General features: G+C 46.4%; 20 protein-coding genes. 17 read left to right on the forward strand and 3 right to left on the reverse strand.

Going from position 1 to position 19,543, the window contains the following annotated elements; all coding sequences use genetic code 11:
• Positions 1-182: 182 nt before the first annotated feature.
• The 12 genes from frsA to pgpA all read left to right on the forward strand — a co-directional run bounded on the left by frsA (position 183) and on the right by pgpA (position 10,809).
• Positions 183-1,430: an esterase FrsA gene (frsA, locus tag IX95_RS12910; RefSeq protein WP_006957927.1), complete on the forward strand. Its 1,248-nt coding sequence runs from the start codon at positions 183-185 to the stop codon at positions 1,428-1,430.
• Between the two features lie 121 nt (positions 1,431-1,551).
• Positions 1,552-1,941 (forward strand): sigma factor-binding protein Crl, encoded by a 390-nt coding sequence (gene crl, locus IX95_RS12915; protein ID WP_021456408.1) that lies wholly within the window; start codon positions 1,552-1,554, stop codon positions 1,939-1,941.
• 177 nt (positions 1,942-2,118) lie between these two features.
• Complete coding sequence (gene proB, locus IX95_RS12920) at positions 2,119-3,252, forward strand: glutamate 5-kinase (protein WP_019277477.1); 1,134 nt, start codon at positions 2,119-2,121, stop codon at positions 3,250-3,252.
• A gap of 14 nt (positions 3,253-3,266) precedes the next feature.
• Positions 3,267-4,517: a glutamate-5-semialdehyde dehydrogenase gene (locus IX95_RS12925; protein ID WP_038160710.1), complete on the forward strand. Its 1,251-nt coding sequence runs from the start codon at positions 3,267-3,269 to the stop codon at positions 4,515-4,517.
• 217 nt (positions 4,518-4,734) lie between these two features.
• Entirely contained in the window at positions 4,735-5,184 is a 450-nt protein-coding gene (nrdR, locus tag IX95_RS12930) for a transcriptional regulator NrdR (protein ID WP_006957923.1), read from the forward strand.
• Positions 5,185-5,191: 7 nt separating this feature from the next.
• Positions 5,192-6,298, forward strand: coding sequence for a bifunctional diaminohydroxyphosphoribosylaminopyrimidine deaminase/5-amino-6-(5-phosphoribosylamino)uracil reductase RibD (ribD, locus tag IX95_RS12935; protein ID WP_038160714.1), 1,107 nt, complete (start codon positions 5,192-5,194; stop codon positions 6,296-6,298).
• A 2-nt stretch (positions 6,299-6,300) separates the two neighbouring features.
• Positions 6,301-6,951, forward strand: coding sequence for a riboflavin synthase (locus IX95_RS12940; RefSeq protein ID WP_006957921.1), 651 nt, complete (start codon positions 6,301-6,303; stop codon positions 6,949-6,951).
• An 80-nt stretch (positions 6,952-7,031) separates the two neighbouring features.
• Positions 7,032-8,141 carry a bifunctional 3,4-dihydroxy-2-butanone-4-phosphate synthase/GTP cyclohydrolase II gene (gene ribBA / locus IX95_RS12945; protein WP_038160718.1) on the forward strand — a complete coding sequence of 370 codons (1,110 nt, stop codon included), beginning with the start codon at positions 7,032-7,034 and terminating at the stop codon, positions 8,139-8,141.
• 177 nt (positions 8,142-8,318) lie between these two features.
• Complete coding sequence (ribH, locus tag IX95_RS12950) at positions 8,319-8,789, forward strand: 6,7-dimethyl-8-ribityllumazine synthase (RefSeq protein WP_006957919.1); 471 nt, start codon at positions 8,319-8,321, stop codon at positions 8,787-8,789.
• Positions 8,789-9,256, forward strand: coding sequence for a transcription antitermination factor NusB (gene nusB / locus IX95_RS12955; RefSeq protein WP_006957918.1), 468 nt, complete (start codon positions 8,789-8,791; stop codon positions 9,254-9,256). Before ribH ends, nusB begins: the two co-directional genes overlap by 1 nt.
• Positions 9,257-9,322: 66 nt before the next feature.
• Positions 9,323-10,288 (forward strand): thiamine-phosphate kinase, encoded by a 966-nt coding sequence (thiL, locus tag IX95_RS12960; RefSeq protein ID WP_038160722.1) that lies wholly within the window; start codon positions 9,323-9,325, stop codon positions 10,286-10,288.
• A 14-nt stretch (positions 10,289-10,302) separates the two neighbouring features.
• Complete coding sequence (pgpA, locus tag IX95_RS12965; protein ID WP_038160724.1) at positions 10,303-10,809, forward strand: phosphatidylglycerophosphatase A; 507 nt, start codon at positions 10,303-10,305, stop codon at positions 10,807-10,809.
• Positions 10,810-10,910: 101 nt separating this feature from the next.
• Here the strand turns inward: pgpA and IX95_RS12970 are convergent, their stop codons facing one another.
• From IX95_RS12970 to map, 3 genes are all read right to left on the reverse strand, one after another.
• On the reverse strand, positions 10,911-11,294 hold the full coding sequence (locus IX95_RS12970; protein ID WP_006957915.1) for a DUF3461 family protein: 384 nt from the start codon (positions 11,292-11,294) through the stop codon (positions 10,911-10,913).
• Positions 11,295-11,441: 147 nt separating this feature from the next.
• On the reverse strand, positions 11,442-14,063 hold the full coding sequence (gene glnD, locus IX95_RS12975) for a bifunctional uridylyltransferase/uridylyl-removing protein GlnD (RefSeq protein WP_038160727.1): 2,622 nt from the start codon (positions 14,061-14,063) through the stop codon (positions 11,442-11,444).
• A gap of 102 nt (positions 14,064-14,165) precedes the next feature.
• On the reverse strand, positions 14,166-15,044 hold the full coding sequence (gene map, locus IX95_RS12980; RefSeq protein ID WP_038160730.1) for a type I methionyl aminopeptidase: 879 nt from the start codon (positions 15,042-15,044) through the stop codon (positions 14,166-14,168).
• A gap of 361 nt (positions 15,045-15,405) precedes the next feature.
• Between map and rpsB the strand changes: the two genes are divergently transcribed.
• From rpsB to IX95_RS13005, 5 genes are all read left to right on the forward strand, one after another.
• Positions 15,406-16,134, forward strand: a complete 729-nt coding sequence (rpsB, locus tag IX95_RS12985; protein ID WP_006957912.1) for a 30S ribosomal protein S2 — start codon at positions 15,406-15,408, stop codon at positions 16,132-16,134.
• Positions 16,135-16,266: 132 nt separating this feature from the next.
• A complete protein-coding gene (gene tsf / locus IX95_RS12990) occupies positions 16,267-17,109 on the forward strand; it encodes a translation elongation factor Ts (RefSeq protein ID WP_006957911.1) in 843 nt (280 codons plus the stop codon).
• Between the two features lie 181 nt (positions 17,110-17,290).
• Positions 17,291-18,022 (forward strand): UMP kinase, encoded by a 732-nt coding sequence (gene pyrH, locus IX95_RS12995; RefSeq protein ID WP_006957910.1) that lies wholly within the window; start codon positions 17,291-17,293, stop codon positions 18,020-18,022.
• A 101-nt stretch (positions 18,023-18,123) separates the two neighbouring features.
• Positions 18,124-18,681, forward strand: a complete 558-nt coding sequence (frr, locus tag IX95_RS13000; RefSeq protein ID WP_019276443.1) for a ribosome recycling factor — start codon at positions 18,124-18,126, stop codon at positions 18,679-18,681.
• A 96-nt stretch (positions 18,682-18,777) separates the two neighbouring features.
• Positions 18,778-19,533 carry an isoprenyl transferase gene (locus IX95_RS13005; RefSeq protein ID WP_021456401.1) on the forward strand — a complete coding sequence of 252 codons (756 nt, stop codon included), beginning with the start codon at positions 18,778-18,780 and terminating at the stop codon, positions 19,531-19,533.
• Positions 19,534-19,543: the final 10 nt, after the last annotated feature.

A 19,543-nucleotide genomic window follows, 5' to 3' on the forward strand; every position in this document is an offset into this window, starting at 1 on the left:
TATGCAGGTGGATTTTTACTGGGTTGCCATTTGCCTCTCGTGGTTTTCCCAATGTTGCCTCTCCTTTCTCTATTTTCCTATCATAACTTTTCGTGAACTAATGCAGTGAACCTTGACTCTGGCCTGCCTTTTACATCGTGACAGGTATACAATGTAGAAAATTATTCTAACTAGGCCTCCTTATGTCTGAAGAAGTGAGCAAAAACCTCTCCGAAACCCTGTTCACCAATCATAAACAAGCCAAAGAAACCTCCGCACTGACGCAATACATGCCCAGCAGCCAATCGATGTTGGATGAAAAGCGTGAACAAGATGGCTTTAAATGGTATCGAAACCTGCGTCGAATGCAGTGGGCATGGCAAGGTTTGGATCCTATTGAAGTCGAAGCGGTATTGGCAAAAATTGCCTCCTCAAAACATTCACGTACTCACGACGAGTGGCTAGATACCGTAATGGGCTACCACAGTGGGAACTGGACTTACGAGTGGACCAAGCTGGGTATGCTGCATCACAAACGTTCTAATGAATTAAAGGGTGAAGAAGCCGCCGATGAACTGTTCAATGCTTCTTTATGTTTTAGTATTGCCGGTTACCCGCATCTTAAGAATGATAATCTGGCAACTCAGGCTCAGGTTCTTGCCAGCAATGCGTATACGGAAGCCTCCAAGAAAACAAAATACATCGTTAAGCAGATAGAAATTCCCTACCAGAATAAACGCATAATTGCCCATCTTCATTTGACCAAAACCGATAAGCCGCAACCTGTGGTGATGGTCAGTGCGGGGCTGGATAGCTTACAAACCGACATGTGGAAGTTGTTCCGTGACCATTTAGCGAAAAAAGACATCGCTATGTTGACTGTCGATATGCCTTCAGTTGGGCATAGCAGCCATTGGACGCTAACAGAAGATACCTCTTGCATCCACCAAGCGGTATTGAACGAACTGTTTAATATTCCTTGGGTTGATCATCATAGGGTGGGGTTGATTGGGTTCCGGTTTGGCGGCAATGCTCTAGTCAGACTGTCTTTTATGGAGCCAGATAAGATTAAAGCGTGTGTCAGCTTAGGAGCGCCGATTCACGATGTACTTTCTTCGCCGGAAAAGTTGAAGAAAATGCCGAAAATGTACCTTGATGTTTTAGCATCGCGCTTAGGGAAGAACGCGGTAGACGTCAACAGTTTGGCGGGTCAGTTGATGGCTTGGTCGCTTAAGGTGCAGGGCATTTTATCTAACCGTAAAACTAAGGTGCCTATTCTGGCAATGAGCCTCGAAAGCGATCCGGTTTCACCCTACAGTGATAACCAGCTGGTTGCCTTGTTTAGTGATTACGGAAAAGCGAAGAAAATCAGTGCAAAAACAATTACACAAGGATATGAGCAATCCCTCGATTTGGCGATTAAGTGGTTGGAGGACGAGCTAATTAGATGACAAATCTAATAAATTAGGCAAGACTCATATAAGGGCAATACCCAAACTAAGCAGTCCTGTTTATTTGCTCGTCATAATTGCAACGAATAATCATTACAGATATTGAATATGGAGATTCATTATGTCTGAACAGCCAAAAAGTCCAACTCATTACCGCTTGATGTCTACGTTAAAGGCCATTGGCCCATATCTGAGAGAGTCACAAAGTGAAGAAGGCCGTTACTTGTTTGATTGTCTTTCTGTCTGTGTGAATGACAAAAAATCGCCGGAAGAAAGAGAGTTCTGGGGATGGTGGTTAGAGCTGGAACAAGAAGGGCAGACATTCGCTGCTCGTTATCGCACTGGCCTCTATGATGTTAAAGGGGACTGGGTGGACGAGAAGTTACCAAAAAAAGCCATTGAAGAAGTTAACCGCACCCAAGAAGCTTTCCATCAAAAGCTGGTTGAAACCCTACAGACTCAATTTGATATGACGTTAGATTTACACAAAGAATCTGTTGAGTTCGTCTAAATTTATTCCTCTATCTATTTTATCTATCAAAAAGGCGCCTCACGGCGCCTTTTCTACTTGTGAATTTATGCTTTGATTGTTAAAACATCAGGTCTGATAACCATTTTGCTGATACTGCGTGTTGCTATGCAAACCAGAGCAATGGGTGATTATTTTTAATTTCATAGCAGAGAGACAATGAATCAAGAATGCGGAAACACAACACAGCGCCAAACTGTGGTTGTGAAACTGGGTACCAGTGTATTAACTGGTGGGACATTGGCGTTAGATCGCGCTCATATGGTTGAGTTGGCGCGCCAGTGTGCTGAGCTGAAGAAACTGGGCCACTCTGTGGTCATGGTATCGTCTGGCGCAATTGCGGCTGGCCGAGAGCACCTAGGTTACCCCGCACTGCCCAACTCGATGGCCAATAAGCAGTTATTGGCTGCGGTGGGGCAGAGCCAATTGATTCAAACTTGGGAAGCCTTGTTCGGTATCTACGGAATTAAAATTGGTCAGATGCTGCTGACTCGTGCAGACATGGAAGACCGAGAACGCTTTCTGAATGCCCGCGATACCATCAATGCTTTAGTCGACAATGACATCATTCCTATCGTAAATGAAAATGACGCGGTAGCGACCAGTGAAATCAAAGTGGGTGATAACGATAACTTGTCAGCTTTAGTCGGTATTCTTTGTGGGGCAGACAAATTGCTCCTACTGACAGATCAGAAAGGGCTATTTACCGCTGATCCGCGCAAAGACCCAAATGCTGAATTGATCAAAGAAGTGAAAACCATTGATGACACGCTGCGCAAAATCGCCGGAGGCAGTGGCACAACGCTAGGTACTGGCGGGATGGCAACCAAACTTCAGGCGGCGGATATTGCTCGACGAGCTGGAATTGAAGTGATCATCGCAGCTGGTAGCGCACCTAATGTGGTATTCGACTCATTAGGTGAAGAACCGCAAGGTACCCGCTTTCTGCCAATTGAAGAAGCGCTCGAAAGTCGCAAACGCTGGATTCTGGCTGGGCCAGCCGCGTCAGGTGATATTGTCATTGATGACGGAGCGGTGAAAGCAGTCATCGATAAAGGCAGTAGTCTGCTGGCTAAGGGAGTGACTCACGTGAGTGGCGAATTTGCCCGCGGTGAGGTGGTGCGTGTGACTGATCAGAGCGGTGCATTGGTTGCGCGTGGGATTTCCAGCTACTCCAGCCAAGACATGACCAAGATAATTGGTAAGCACAGTAAAGATATTTTAGGAATTTTGGGTTACGACTATGGCAGCGAAGTGCTGCACCGTGACGATATGGTCGTTATTCAGGAATAATTGAGGGAAAGATAGTGGAACTGATTTCTATGGGTCAAGCTGCCAAAGACGCAGCTTTCCAACTGGCAACAGCATCAACGGCGCAAAAAAACCAAGCACTAGCGCTCATTGCAGATGAACTTGAAGCCAACGCAGACACGATTTTGGCCGCGAACGCGAAAGATATTGAATTGGGTCGTGAAGCTGGTCTGACAGAGGCGTTACTTGATCGCCTGCTGCTTAACGAAGACCGTTTAGCGGGGATCGCTAATGACGTACGTAACGTGATTAGCCTTAATGATCCCGTCGGCAGTGAAATTGATAGCAAAGTCCTAGAAAACGGCATGTCTTTATCTCGCCGTCGAGTGCCATTAGGGGTTGTTGGCGTCATCTACGAAGCGCGCCCGAACGTGACTATTGATATTGCTGCCCTGTGTTTAAAAACGGGTAACGCAAGCATCCTTCGTGGTGGTAAAGAGACGTTTTTCTCCAATATGGAGCTGGTCAAGGTTATTCAGTCGGCGCTTGCTAAAGCCGAGCTGCCTGCGGCATCGGTTCAGTATATTGAGAAGCCGGATCGAGAGTTGGTTTCTCAACTGCTTAAGCTCGATGATTACGTTGACATGATCATTCCACGTGGTGGCGCTGGTCTTCACAAAATGTGTAAAGAAAACAGCACGATCCCTGTCATTATTGGCGGCTTTGGTATCAGTCATGTATTTGTTGATGAGAGTGCTGATCTCCAGAAATCTCTAGAAGTCGTCGAGAATGCGAAAGTGCAGCGTCCTTCGGCTTGTAATGCACTGGATACTTTATTGGTTCACGAAGCTATCGCAGCCGAGTTTCTGCCAATGTTGAAAGCTCGCATGGAAGATAAAGTCACATTTGTTGCTGAGCCTCAAGCAAAGGCTTTGATGGCGACTGCTAAACAGATACGTGATAGTGGCGAAGGGGACTTTGATACGGAATGGCTCAGCTTCACTCTTGGTGTCAAAGTGGTTAAGGATGTCAAACAAGCTATCGATCATATGCGAGTCCATAATGCCAGCCACTCTGATGCAATTATGACGAACAGCTTGGAAAACTCGGAGTTGTTCATCAACTCAGTGGGTTCTGCTGCTGTGTATGTTAACGCTTCTACTCGATTTACTGATGGCGCGCAGTTTGGCTTAGGGGCTGAGGTTGCGGTGTCGACACAGAAGCTGCATGCTCGTGGGCCAATGGGGTTAGAAGAGCTTACCAGCTATAAATGGGTAGGAAAGGCTAACTACCTACCGCGTAGTTAACAAAACTCAGTATTCCGATATGAAAAAGGGGCGATTTCGCCCCTTTTGCTTTTCTTCACTTTACCAAATCCGCTACACTAGCTGCGATATACTCAAGTGACTTCGTTTGCGCGTTAACAACTTATCCTAAAAGGGATTCTCGTTGGGGTTTGCATTGAACAAAGTCCCTTTATTGATTCTAAGCGCAGAGGTTGTTTGAGTATATTATGGAGGTGATATGCATTGTCCTTTTTGCTCTGAGAATGATACGAAAGTGATCGATTCTCGTCTGGTGGCCGACGGTCATCAGGTTCGCCGTCGCAGGCAGTGTCTAGCTTGTAGCGAACGCTTTACCACATTCGAAACTGCTGAACTTGTGATGCCTCGCGTGATTAAATCAAATGGAAATCGCGAACCATTCAATGAAGATAAAATGGTCGGTGGTTTGCAGCGAGCGTTGGAAAAACGCCCAGTGAGTGCGGACTCTGTTGAGCTGGCGATCAGCATGATCAAATCTCAGCTACGAGCGACTGGAGAGCGTGAAGTGCCTAGTGAAATGATCGGTAATTTGGTTATGGATCAGCTTAAGGAACTGGATAAAGTCGCTTACATTCGCTTTGCATCCGTTTACCGTAGCTTTGAAGATATTCGTGAGTTTGGCGAAGAAATTGCCCGATTAGAAGATTAACGTAAACATGTCTGAATTCACCCCTCAAGATTATCAAATGATGTCGCGTGCGATTGAATTAGCTAAAGGCGGCATCTACACCACAGCACCAAATCCGAATGTTGGTTGTGTTATTACCCTTGATGACGATATCGTGGGTGAAGGTTTTCACTATCGTGCTGGCGAACCTCATGCTGAAGTACATGCGTTAAGAATGGCAGGCGACAAGTCTGTCGGGGCGACCGCTTATGTTACCCTCGAGCCTTGTTCTCATTATGGCCGTACCCCTCCATGCGCTGAAGGTTTGATTAAAGCCAAGGTTGCGAAAGTGATTTGTGCCATGGAAGACCCAAACCCACAGGTGGCGGGGCGTGGCATTAAAATGCTGCGAGATGCGGGTATTGAAGTTCAGGTTGGATTGCTAGAAAGCGATGCGATGGCTCTGAACTCTGCTTTCATCAAGCGTATGAAAACCGGAATGCCATTTGTGCAGTTGAAAATGGCCGCAAGCCTTGATGGCCAAACCGCGCTGAGTAACGGTCAAAGCCAGTGGATCACGTCTCCTCAGGCAAGACAAGATGTGCAAAACTATCGTGCTCAAGCCGGCGCTATCTTATCGACAAGCAAAACGGTGATTGAGGACAATGCATCACTGAATGTCCGTTGGTCTGAGCTACCTGAGTCTGTGCAGGCTAAGCTGCCTGAAAATGATGTGCGCCAGCCTGTCAGAGTGGTGTTGGATCGTCAGCAGCAGCTATCTTCCGAACTCAAATTCTATTCGACTGACGGTGAGCGTATTGTTGTCTCTGCACAAGGCGATGTAGCTCCCTTACTTAATGACTCTGAGCAAATCGATTTGAAATCAACATTTGCAAATTTGATCTCCCATCACAATATTAATCATCTCTGGGTTGAAGCGGGTGCCACTCTGGCAAGCAGTCTGATTAAAGAAGGCTTGGTGGATGAGTTAGTATTGTATCTAGCGCCTAAAATTATGGGCAGTGACGGCCGAGGCTTATTCGGTGCACTTGGCCTAGAGTCGATGGCAGAGGTCATTGAACTCGATATTCAAGATATCAGACAAGTTGGCCAAGATATTCGCCTTGTAGCCCGACTTAAGAACAAAGAAGCGTAAATATGTTTACAGGAATTATTGAAGCTGTTGGTACGCTAACAGCAATTACTCCGAAAGGTGAAGACATTAGTGTCACCGTTGAAGTGGGTAAGCTGGATATGTCAGACGTCAAACTCGGCGATAGCATAGCAACGAATGGCGTGTGTTTGACGGTTGTGGATTTCAATTCAACCAGCTATAGCGCCGATTTGTCGTTAGAAACATTGAACAAAACTGGGTTCACGGATTACCAAGTGGGTGGCAAGGTCAATCTCGAAAAAGCCATGCTGCCAACCACACGTTTTGGTGGTCATATTGTTTCTGGTCACGTGGATGGTGTTGGTGAAATTACTGAACGTAATCAGGTGGGGAGAGCGATTGAGTTTTGGGTTTCCATGCCTGAAGAACTATCTAAATATGTTGCTGAGAAAGGCTCTGTTACTGTGGATGGTATCAGCCTGACGGTGAATGCTCTGCGCAAAAATGCCTTCAAACTTACGATAGTGCCACACACTGGCGAAGAGACGACCATCGCGGATTTCCATGTTGGACGAAAAGTGAATTTGGAAGTGGACGTGTTAGCGCGCTACATGGAACGTTTACTGACTAGCCAAAAAGAGCAGCCAGAATCGCGTTTGACCATGGAGTTTCTCCAGCAAAACGGTTTTGCATAAATTAACGGACGCCCAGCCTAGAACGCTGGGCGTTGACACAGAATAAAGTCGCCAAGTGCCCAGATAACAGGAACAGAGAAATGCCAATTAGTACGCCTCAAGAAATCATCGAAGACATTCGCTTAGGTAAAATGGTCATCCTGATGGATGACGAAGATCGTGAAAATGAAGGCGATCTGATCATGGCGGCCGAACATGTCACTCCAGAAGCGATCAACTTCATGGCAACTCACGGCCGTGGCCTGATCTGCTTGACGATGACTAAAGAGCGTTGTGAGCGTTTAGGCTTGCCACCTATGGTTCAGGACAACAACGCGCAGTACACGACTAACTTCACTGTTTCTATTGAAGCGGCGGAAGGCGTGACAACAGGTATTTCAGCAGCAGATCGTGCGCGCACCGTGCAAGCTGCTGTTGCAAAAGACGCCAAAGCGGCTGACTTGGTTCAACCAGGACATATCTTCCCGCTTGCCGCACAAGATGGTGGTGTCCTGACTCGTGCTGGCCACACTGAAGCAGGTTGTGACTTGGCGCGTTTGGCTGGTTTTGAACCTTCTGGTGTTATTGTTGAAATTCTCAATGACGACGGCACAATGGCTCGACGCCCAGACCTAGAAATCTTCGCTGAAAAACATGATATAAAGCTAGGCACGATTGCTGACTTGATCGAATACCGCAACAATACAGAAACGACTATCGAGCGTGTTGCAGAGTGTAAATTGCCGACAGAATACGGTGAGTTTGAACTGGTGACCTTCCGCGATACTATCGACAATCAGGTTCACTACGCGCTATGTAAAGGCAACGTGCAAGAGAACGCGCCATTGGTTCGAGTTCACCTTCAGGATACGTTTACTGACCTACTGCGTAGTGATCGCAATGCTGAAAGAAGCTGGACGCTAGATAAAGCAATGAAGCGCATTGGTGAAGAAGGTGGAGTCTTGGTGATTCTTGGTAATGAAGAGTCAACTGACTTGCTTATCCACCGAGTGAAAATGTTTGAAGCCCAAGATAAAGGCGAAGCGCCAACCTTGGCGAAGAAGCAAGGAACATCACGACGTGTTGGTGTCGGTTCGCAGATTTTGGCGGATTTGGGTGTGCATGACATGCGTCTACTTTCTTCAACTAATAAGAAATACCACGCCTTGGGTGGGTTCGGTCTTAATGTGGTTGAATACGTTTGCGAATAAGCAGATAGAAAGCGACTAGATTGTATAAGAAGGCAAAGGGTGATGAACCAATTGCCTTCTTTGTTTTTAACGCCGTTCTGCTAATTGAGTAATGCTAAATTTCCATTAGATATTGCTCACAGATTTGTGCTAGAATCCGGCGATTCTCACTTGATGAACATAGTTAAAGGAAGGCTTATGAAAGTGATCGAGGGTGGCTTCCCAGCGCCAAACGCAAAAATTGCTATCGTTATTTCTCGTTTCAACAGTTTTATTAACGAAAGTCTATTGTCTGGTGCAATCGATACTTTAAAGCGTCATGGACAAATCAGCGAAGATAACATCACCGTTGTTCGTTGTCCGGGTGCGGTTGAACTTCCATTGGTAGCTCAGCGCGTAGCAAAAACAGGCAAGTTTGATGCGATCGTATCACTAGGTACTGTTATTCGTGGCGGCACACCTCACTTTGACTATGTTTGTAGTGAATGTAACAAAGGCCTTGCACAGGTGTCTCTGGAGTACAGTCTTCCAGTGGCGTTTGGTGTATTGACCGTTGATACAATTGACCAAGCTATCGAGCGCGCAGGAACCAAGGCTGGTAATAAAGGTGCAGAGGCTGCACTAAGCGCACTTGAAATGATTAACGTTCTATCTGAAATCGATTCCTAATGGGGGCCAGTGTGAAACCAGCCGCACGTCGTAATGCACGTCGATTCGCTCTACAAGCGATCTACTCATGGCAAATTACTAAAGAAAATGTTGCCACTATTGAAGAGCAGTTCTTATCTGGTGGTAAGTATGATGAAGAAGAGCATCATGCTGCTGAGCCAGCGCTTGTTGCACCAGATACTGACGTTGCATACTTCCGTGACCTGCTAACAGGTGTTGTGCTAAGTCACACAGAGCTAGACAGCAAGATTCGTCCTTACACTGCTCGCCCAATGCAAGATTTGGACATGATGGAGCTGGCTTTGCTTCGTCTTGCTATGTATGAAATGACGCGTCGTGAAGATGTGCCTTACAAAGTGGTAATCAATGAAGCAATCGAACTGGCTAAAGTGTTCGCTGCTGAAGAGAGCCACAAGTTTGTCAACGGTGTGCTAGATAAAGCCGCACCACACGTTCGCAAAAAATAAGCCGAATTGATAGAAAAAGGTCAGCAAATGCTGGCCTTTTTTATGCCTAACGTTACATTGAGTACTATGTCTGGTGAATTTAATCTAATTGAAAAGTATTTCGTCGGTCGACAGGCGTCACGTAAAGATGTCCTGCTGGCGGCCGGTGATGATTGCGCCTTAGTCAAAGTACCTGAGGGGCTTTCTGTCGCGATCAGCACAGATACGCTTGTGTCAGGGACTCATTTTCTTGAAAATGCCAACCCTGCTTGGGTCGCTCATAAAGCGTTAGCTTCCAACATCAGTGACCTCGCCGCCATGGGCGCGACACCGGCATGGGTGTCATTTGCCCTGACGATGCCTGAACCCGATGAGGCTTGGTTAGCGCCTTTCTGCGACGCATTTTTTGAGCTTGCGGATTATTATGGGGTGCAGTTGATTGGTGGTGACACCACTAAAGGCCCGTTAAGTCTAACGCTTACGGTGCAAGGGTTGGTTGACCCAGATAAAGCACTACGTCGTGATGGGGCTCAAGTGGGCGATTGGGTTTATGTAACGGGTGATTTAGGGGACAGCAAAGCCGGCCTGGATGTCATCCTCAACCCGGAACTGAAGTCTCAGCCTTTTGCTCAGGAATTAGAACAACGCCATTATCTCTCGACGCCTCGCGTTTTGGTTGGTCAAGCACTCCTTAATCTCGCCAGCTCAGCTATCGATATTTCAGATGGTTTGATTTCAGATCTGCAACACATTCTGAAACGTTCTTCTGTTGGGGCAAGCCTTGACGTCTCGCTGTTACCTGTCTCTAATGCTCTTATCCAATTTTCGGGTACTTTAGCTGAAGCTCAGCAATATGCCTTGTCCAGCGGGGAAGAGTACGAACTGTGCTTTACGGTACCTGAGCATAATAAAGGCTCCATCGAGAGTGCTCTTGCGCATTGTGGCGCTAAGATTACCTGCATTGGTCAAATACGACCACAAGGAACGTTTGAGTTGCACCAGCAAGGGCAAGCGTTAGATTGGATGCTGCAAGGCTATGATCACTTTAAATAATTCTAAGTAGTACAATGACAAATCCACTTTCACTTATCTCATTGAAAAACCCTTGGCACCTGCTCGCGACAGGCTTTGGTAGTGGCCTTTCTCCTGTCGTGCCGGGTACGATGGGGACGCTGGCTGCAGTCCCTTTCTACTTCTTTTTGGTTCAGTTACCTTTACCTGTATACATCTTGGCTGTAATTGCCTCTTGCCTGATTGGTATCAAAATATGTCAGGTGACCTCGGACGACATGGGGGTGCACGACCATGGTTCCATCGTATGGGATGAATTCGCCGGCTTTTGGATAACCATGCTGGTGGTGCCATTGTTTCAACTTTCAGCGACGGACTGGAAATGGGTAGTGACCGGGTTCGTGCTGTTTCGTTTCTTTGATATGGTTAAGCCATGGCCGATTGGCTGGTTAGATAAGCGTGTCCACGGTGGATTGGGTATTATGCTGGATGATATCGTCGCGGGTATCATGGCTGGTGTTGCGCTTTACTTGGTGGGCGAATACGCAGGCTGGCTCGTCTAGTTTGATGAGGTGGTGAGCAGGTTTCTGGTCTCTCACACGTAAAAGAAAAGGGCTGATTCTCTTACATCGGCCCTTCAAATTGTTTCTATTCTTGAAGCGATTTATTTAAGTTTTTCTAGATCAGCTTCGATCTCTGTGATCTTACTTGAAACGACTTTCTCTAGGTGGCGAAGATCGGAAAGAATCTTCTGCTTCACATCCACTTCAACGAGCTTCTCTGGCTTAGTGAGTTTGTTCAACTCATCGATCACTAGAGTCAGATTGCGGTTGATCTCAGTTACTTCTTTGTACTTATGGCTTCCGCTGTCCACAAGAACGTTTTTAACCTGACGGGGATATTTGAACTTTACGCTTTTAGCGAATAACTCGCCTTTCTGCTTGTGGAAATAGATCTTTAACACATCCTTGTGCGCTTCTTGGCGTAGTGAATAGCGCTCAATCTGTTTAGGATCGTGAATACCTAAACCAGTGAGGTGTGGGAACATAGGCTACCTCTTTGTGTTGATTCAAAATCACCCTGCGCACTTATGAGCAGGGTGTACAAATATTGTTAACATCAATAATGTAGCAGCCTAATCACGTTGTAGATAGCTGATTTTTAGTACACCTTTACAACTTGTGGACAAGATCGCTTACGGTGCCAGCTCGGCCACATTAGCGGTGAGACTTTCTCTAAGTTGTGCTTCTTGCTCTTCAGTTAACTTGCCACCTTGCTCACCGGTGATGATGAACAAATCTTCTGCTCGTTCACCAATGGTGGTGATTTTTGCTGCATGAAGGTGAAGGTCTAAATCCGCAAAAGTCGCCCCGATGGTTGCCAGTAACCCTGGTGTGTCTAAGGCAACAAACTCCATTAAAGTACGCTTTTTGCTTTTTGTTGGTAGGAAATCGACCCGTGTTTTGACTTTAAAGTGCTGAAGATTGCGTGGTACACGACGGGTTTTGATTTTTGTTGGCCTGCCATCTTTCAACACGTGGGCTAGATGTTTAATCACGGCCTTGTGACGGCTTTCATCAACCGCCTGACCGTGTTGGTCCAAGACCATAAAAGTATCGAGTACATAACCATCTTTACTAGTCATAACCTGAGCGTCGTGAACGTTAAAATTACGCCTATCCAGCTCGGCCACCACTGTTGCGAATAAGGCGTGTTGGTCACGGCTATAGACAAACACTTCCGTGCCCCCTCGGGTCGCTTTCTTCGAGATTAAGATTAGTGGTTTTGCATGATCTTCATGGCGGAGCAAGTGCATACAGTGCCAAGCGATCTGCTTGTGGGTGTGACGGAGAAAATAATCCGCTTTGAAACGCTGCCATAGCACTTCAATTTCTCGTGCACTAAATCCTTCTTTGCGTAATAGGGCAGAGGCGAGCTGCTGGTTGTGGCGGATTCGCTCTCTAACATCGACAGGGTTCTCCAGCCCGCGGCGCAATGCTCGTTGTGTGGAGTAAAAGAGCTCTGCCAATAGGGTCCGTTTCCAGCTGTTCCATAGTTCGGGGTTAGTCGCGCAGATATCGGCCACGGTTAAGCACACCAGATACTCAAGGTATTCTTCGTCACGTACCTGTTTGGCAAATTCAGTGATCACCTCTGGATCATAAATATCACGGCGTTGTGCAGTGACTGACATAAGCAGGTGATGCCTTACTAGCCAGGCGACCAATTTGGCTTCAGGTTTTGAGAGACCGTGCTCGATACAAAAGCTGTAAGCTTCCCCTTCCCCAATCACTGAGTGGTCACCGCCGCGCCCTTTACCGATGTCGTGGAAAATAGCCGCAATGATCAACAACTCTTTCTTTTGAATACGTGGGTACACTTCGCAGCAGATAGGGTGCTTGTCGTAATTCTGTGAGTTACCGAAGGTGTTGATGTGTTTGAGCAACCTAACGCTGTGCTCGTCGACGGTGTACACATGGAACAGATCAAACTGCATCTGACCCACAATCTGGCTCCATTGTGGTAAGTAAGCGGCGAGAACACCAAGCTTGTGCATCAAACTGAAAGCCTTGTGCAGAGCGTTCGGGTGGCGACAAAGCTCAATAAATTTTTCTCGTGCCTCAGGAATGGTATGAAGGAACTTGTTCAGTCGGCGACGAGCGGTTCGAAGTTGACGTAGCGTCGGTGGTGCAACCCCTTCAATGCTTGAGTCGTTAGCGATATGAAGGAACATATCGAGAATGGTTTCTGGACGGGCCTGAAATAAAGCTGGCTTGCGAGCTTCTATTAGGTGACCCCGACGCTGAAAATCTTCACTGAGGATCTCAGGTTGACACTCCACCCCATTGTTTAAAATGGCTTGGTCAAACAGTTTAAGCAGCATTTTGTTGAGTTCAGCGACACGTCTCAGCGTACGGTAGAACTCCTTCATCATCATTTCAACGCCGCGATTCCCTTCGCCTTCGAAGCCTAGACAATCTGCGACTTGAGCCTGATGGGCAAAGGTAAGGCGATTGTCGTACCTTTTCAGATGTAAGTGCAGTGCAAAGCGCACTCTCCAGAGATAATCTTGGCACTCAACTAGTTCACGATATTCAGCGTCGGTTAGAAAGCCATATTTGCTCATTTCGAGCAAAGACGTCGCACCAAAATGGCGTCTGGCGACCCAGCTCAAGGTATGGATATCTCGCAGCCCCCCTGGTGTCGATTTGATATCAGGTTCAAGATTGTATGTGGTGTCATGATATCTAGCGTGACGACTTCGCTGCTCTTGAATTTTCGCTTTGTAAAAGGTTTCACTTGGCCAAAACGATTCGGAATGAATTTCCAGTTTTAACTTCTGGAAAGTCTCTTCACAGCCGCACAGTAATCTGGCTTCCTGCAAGTTGGTGGCAACAGTGAGATCGTCGCGGCCTATAGCCGCACACTCTTCAACCGTCCGTACTGCATGGCCTATTTCGAGTCTAAGATCCCAGAGTAAGGTAATGAACTCACTGACTTTGCTCGCCAAGTTATCGGGTAAGCTATGGCGAGAAACGATCAAAATATCGATATCTGACAGTGGGTGAAGTTCACCCCGTCCATAACCACCGACCGCAACTAAGCTGATATTCGGCAGGTCGGAAAAGCCAAAGTGTTGCCACAGGCGGTTGAGAAGTAAATCAACATAATCAGAACGACCTAAAACGAGGTCGGTCACAGGGTGATGTTCGAGAAATTCCTGCTTCTGATAGAGAGCAAATTGCTCCAGTTGAGATTTGAGTTCATTGACTGAGATCTGATCATCTTCAAATGTCAGAGGAGACTGAAAGGGCATACCGCTAGTCCGTGCTAAATATCCATTAGATACCAATCTATCAAAATGGCGCTGATAAAAAAATATCCCCGTGAAACGGGGATATTAAGTCAATAAATCAGATTAGACGTTGTTCATTATACGAGGGATGGTGTCGTCGCTGCGTAAAGTCATTACCTCACAGCCCGTCTTGGTTACCAGCAATGTGTGTTCGTATTGTGCTGACTTCTTGCCGTCACCGGTATAGACAGTCCAGTCATCTTCAGCGTCAACTGTGACGCCGAACTTACCAGCGTTAATCATCGGTTCGATAGTAAAGCACATGCCTTCTTTAAGAACACGGCGATCGTTGTTCTTGTAATGAACAATCTGTGGTTCTTCGTGGAACTCATTACCGATACCATGGCCACAGAAGTCTTTTACAATAGAGAACTTATTACGTGGGTTCTTTTTGTTGTTTTCTTTAATGTACTTTTCAATCGCAGTACCGATGTCACCGACAGTTGCTCCTGGTTTTACCTTGCGCATCCCCACATACAGTGCTTCTTGCGTGACCATACACAGGCGCTTATCAGCCGGAGACACATCACCGACGAAGAACATCTTAGATGTGTCGCCATGATAACCCTGCGGGCGCACGCTGAGGTCGGCATTTTCATCGTTAGGAACAATGACAGTAATATCAACGTTGATGATGTCTCCGTTTCTCAAAACGGCAGGTTTCGGCTGACCGTTGCTACCCACTTCGTCTTCTGACGCTGGGATACCGTGACACACAATGTGGTTGATTGAAGTACAAATGGATTTAGGGAACCCGTGGTAATCAAGAGGGGCAGAGTAAGCGCCTTTTTCGATCCCGTAGTCGTGACAAATCTGGTTCAATTCATCCGTCGTTACCCCTTCTTTGATGTGAGGTTCGATCATTTCTAGGATTTCAGCGGCCAGTGCGCCTGCGATTCGCATGCGCTCGATTTCTTCAGCGGTTTTGATCTTGATTGACATCGGCTTTCTCTATTTCATTCAGTGGCACTCTATGGTGCGAATGGGCGCATTCTAGCAGGAACCGTACATAATGAGAATGATTCTTCATGTAGCTCTATACGCGAGTAGGCACTGAGAGAGCCAGTCTGTGCAATGAATAATCGTTTTTTACTAGCCATGAAGGGCAAAAATATGGTATAAAGCGCGCCGGAAATGTGGTCTGTTCTCTCTTCTTGGTGAAACCTCGCGGCGAAGCTGACGACTTCCAATTAACTTATATCTTTAAATCACACACATTCCGTCACATATTCCGGGGTGCTGGGCAGAAGCCTAGTCGGAATCATGGGGGATGTGGAGGCCTAACCCCATAGAGGATTTTAAAATGGCAACTGTATCAATGCGCGATATGCTTAAAGCTGGTGTTCACTTCGGTCACCAGACTCGTTACTGGAACCCAAAAATGAAGCCATTCATCTTTGGTGCTCGTAACAAGGTTCATATCATCAACCTAGAAAAAACTGTACCAATGTTCAACGACGCTCTAGCTGAGCTAGCTAAAGTTGGCGAAAAGAAAGGTAAAGTTCTATTTGTAGGTACTAAGCGCGCTGCATCTGAAGCTGTTAAAGAAGCTGCTGTTGCAAGCAACCAGTTCTACGTTAACAACCGCTGGTTAGGCGGTATGCTAACAAACTACAAAACTGTTCGTCAGTCTATCAAGCGTCTAAAAGACCTAGAAGCACAGTCTCAAGACGGTACTTTTGACAAGCTAACTAAGAAAGAAGCTCTAATGCGTACTCGCGAAATGGAGAAGCTAGAGAAATCTCTTGGTGGTATCAAAGATATGGGCGGCCTACCAGACGCTCTATTCGTAATCGACGCTGATCACGAGCACATCGCAGTTAAAGAAGCAAACAACCTAGGTATCCCAGTTTACGCTGTAGTTGATACTAACTCTAACCCAGATGGCGTTGACTTCGTTATCCCTGGTAACGATGACGCAATCCGTGCGGTACAGCTATACCTAAACGCTGCTGCTTCTGCAGTAACTGAAGGTCGTAACAAAGATGTTGCTGCAGCTGCTGAAAAAGACGGTTTCGTAGAAGCTGAATAATAGCGGCTCCGCGTCACACTTGGTCTATGTGAAATCTAGTTGTCGCATAAACTAAGTTATAGTTATCAGCAGGGGCCGAAAATGTAGGCCCCTGTTTTTTACCAAATCCAGATTTAAACTGAGGAATAGAGAATGGCTGTTACTGCTGCTCTAGTTAAAGAACTGCGCGACCGTACTGGCGCAGGCATGATGGAATGTAAGAAAGCGCTAGTTGAAACTAACGGCGACGTTGAACTAGCAATCGAAAACATGCGTAAATCAGGCGCTGCGAAAGCTGCTAAGAAAGCAGGTAACGTTGCGGCTGAAGGTGCAATCATCATCAAAGAAGACAACGGTGTATCAGTTCTTCTTGAAGTTAACTGCCAAACTGACTTCGTTGCTAAAGATGCTAACTTCACTGCATTCGCAGAGAAAGTTGCAGCAGACGCTCTAGCATCTAAAGCTTCTGTTGAAGAGCTAGTTGCTAAATTCGAAGAAGAGCGTGTAGCTCTTGTTGCTAAGATCGGCGAAAACATCAACATCCGTCGCGTTCAGTACGTTGAAGGTGCTGCAATCGCTTCTTACCGTCACGGTGAGAAAATCGGTGTAGTTGTTGCTGGTGAAGGCGACGCTGAAACTCTTAAGCACGTTGCAATGCACGTAGCTGCTTCTCGTCCAGAGTACGTAAACCCAGAAGACGTACCTGCTGACGTAGTAGAAAAAGAGAAAGCTGTTCAAGTAGAAATCGCTATGAACGAAGGTAAACCAGCTGAAATCGCAGAGAAAATGGTTGTTGGCCGCATGAAGAAATTCACAGGCGAAATCTCTCTGACTGGTCAAGCTTTCGTTATGGAACCTAAGAAGTCTGTAGGCGAAATCCTGAAAGAGCGCGGTGCTTCAGTAGCTACATTCGTTCGCCTAGAAGTAGGTGAAGGTATCGATAAAGGCGAAGAAATGAGCTTCGCTGACGAAGTAGCAGCTGCTCAAAAAGGTTAAACCTTAGAGAAGCGCATAAAGTTTAGACCGTAGCCAAGGCTGCGGTCTTTTTACGACTGGCGTCTAAACGATTAACCGTGATGAATGGGCAAGAACTCAGCGTTTTTCAGAATAGAAAATGCATCTCTTGTCCATCCATGACTGTTAATCAACAACAACTCTCTTTTGGAAGGTAAACTCCATGACTACGAACCCTAAACCAGCGTATCAACGTATTCTGTTAAAACTGAGTGGTGAAGCACTTCAAGGCGAAGAAGGTTTTGGTATTGATCCTGCGATCTTGGATCGTATGGCTCAAGAAGTAAAAGAACTGGTTGAACTGGGTGTTCAGGTCGGTGTGGTTATCGGTGGTGGTAACTTGTTCCGTGGTGCAGGTCTTGCTGAAGCGGGTATGAACCGTGTTGTTGGTGACCACATGGGTATGTTAGCAACAGTAATGAACGGTTTAGCGATGCGTGACGCTTTGCACCGTGCATACGTCAATGCTCGTGTTATGTCTGCAATCCCACTAAAAGGTGTATGTGACGATTACAACTGGGCAGATGCAATCCGCGAGTTGCGCCAAGGTCGTGTTGTTATCTTCTCAGCAGGTACTGGTAACCCATTCTTTACAACAGACTCTGCTGCATGTCTACGCGGAATTGAAATCGAAGCTGACGTAGTTCTAAAAGCGACAAAAGTTGACGGTGTATTTACGGCTGACCCAGTAGCCAACCCTGACGCAGAGCTGTATGATAACCTGAGCTACGCAGAAGTTCTTGATAAAGAACTAAAAGTGATGGATTTAGCAGCATTTACACTGGCTCGTGACCATAAAATGCCAATCCGCGTATTCAATATGAACAAACCAGGCGCACTACGTCGCGTGGTAATGGGTGAAGCAGAAGGCACACTGATTAGTACTGCTGAATAATTCATTCAACCGCAGCGTGGCTAATTCATGCTGCGGCATTGCCTTTTGAAGAATCCTGATTAGGCTTTCTTCTGAAAAGAATTACACATTAAGGTGATATTGTGATTAACGAAATCAAACAAGACGCTCAAGAGCGCATGGAAAAAAGCGTAGAAGCGCTAAAGAACAACCTTTCTAAAGTACGTACAGGTCGTGCTCATCCAAGCCTACTTTCTGGTATTTCAGTAGAGTACTACGGTGCGCCTACTCCTCTAAACCAGGTCGCGAACGTAGTAGCAGAAGATGCTCGTACACTAGCAATCACAGTATTCGATAAAGAGCTAACGCCAAAAGTTGAGAAAGCGATCATGATGTCTGACCTAGGCCTAAACCCTATGTCTGCAGGTACTATCATCCGCGTTCCACTTCCACCGTTAACGGAAGAGCGTCGTAAAGATCTCGTGAAAATCGTTCGTGGCGAAGCTGAAGGTGGTCGTGTGGCTATCCGTAATATTCGTCGTGATGCGAACGGTGAACTAAAAGCGCTACTGAAAGACAAAGAAATCTCTGAAGATGAAGATCGTAAAGGTCAGGACGAGATCCAGAAAATCACTGACGCTGCTGTTAAGCAAGTCGATGAAGTATTAGCGGCAAAAGAAAAAGAGTTGATGGAAGTTTAATTCCATCTAGACTCTGGATACAGAGAACGCTGTGCTCGCAGCACAGCGTTTTTTTATGCTACTCTTTGTCCCCTGCTGGTAATCATAAATCCTTGTATGCAAAACTCTCAACTCTCACCAGAATCACTTCCTAAACATATTGCAATCATCATGGACGGCAATGGCCGCTGGGCGAAAGCACAAGGCAAACCGCGTGTATTTGGCCATAAAAATGGTGTTGCAGCCGTCAGAAAGGCGATCTCTACCTCTGCCAAGCTAGGCATTAAAGCCATTACTTTATTCGCTTTCAGTAGTGAAAATTGGCGTCGTCCAGAAGAAGAAGTGGGCGTCTTGATGGAGCTATTTATTACTGTTTTGTCGACAGAAGTAAAAAAGCTGCACAAAAACAACCTACGTTTGCGTGTGATTGGTGACACAAGTCGATTCAATGAGCGTTTGCAAAAGAAAATTGCCCAGGCTGAAGCATTAACGGCGGATAACAGCGGGATGGTCATCAATATTGCGGCCAACTACGGTGGCAAGTGGGATATTGTTGAAGCAACTAAAGTCATCGCACAAAAGGTATCAAAAGGTGAGCTCAGTGCTGATGAGATTGATGAAGCGCTAATCACACAACACCTGACGATGTCAGATTTACCTGAAGTTGATTTGCTGATTCGAACCAGTGGTGAATGCCGAATCAGTAACTTTATGCTGTGGCAAATGGCTTACGCTGAGATGTATTTTACGCCAATTTACTGGCCAGAGTTCGATGAAAACAGCTTGATTGAAGCAGTGACTTGGTTTGTTAATCGAGAGAGACGATTCGGTTGTACCGGTGAACAAATCAAGGCATTGATGGAAAGCGATTAAAGGAATCAAG

Origin of the sequence: Vibrio sp. B183 (assembly GCF_000740665.1) — a bacterium.
Classification (GTDB): domain Bacteria; phylum Pseudomonadota; class Gammaproteobacteria; order Enterobacterales; family Vibrionaceae; genus Vibrio; species Vibrio coralliilyticus.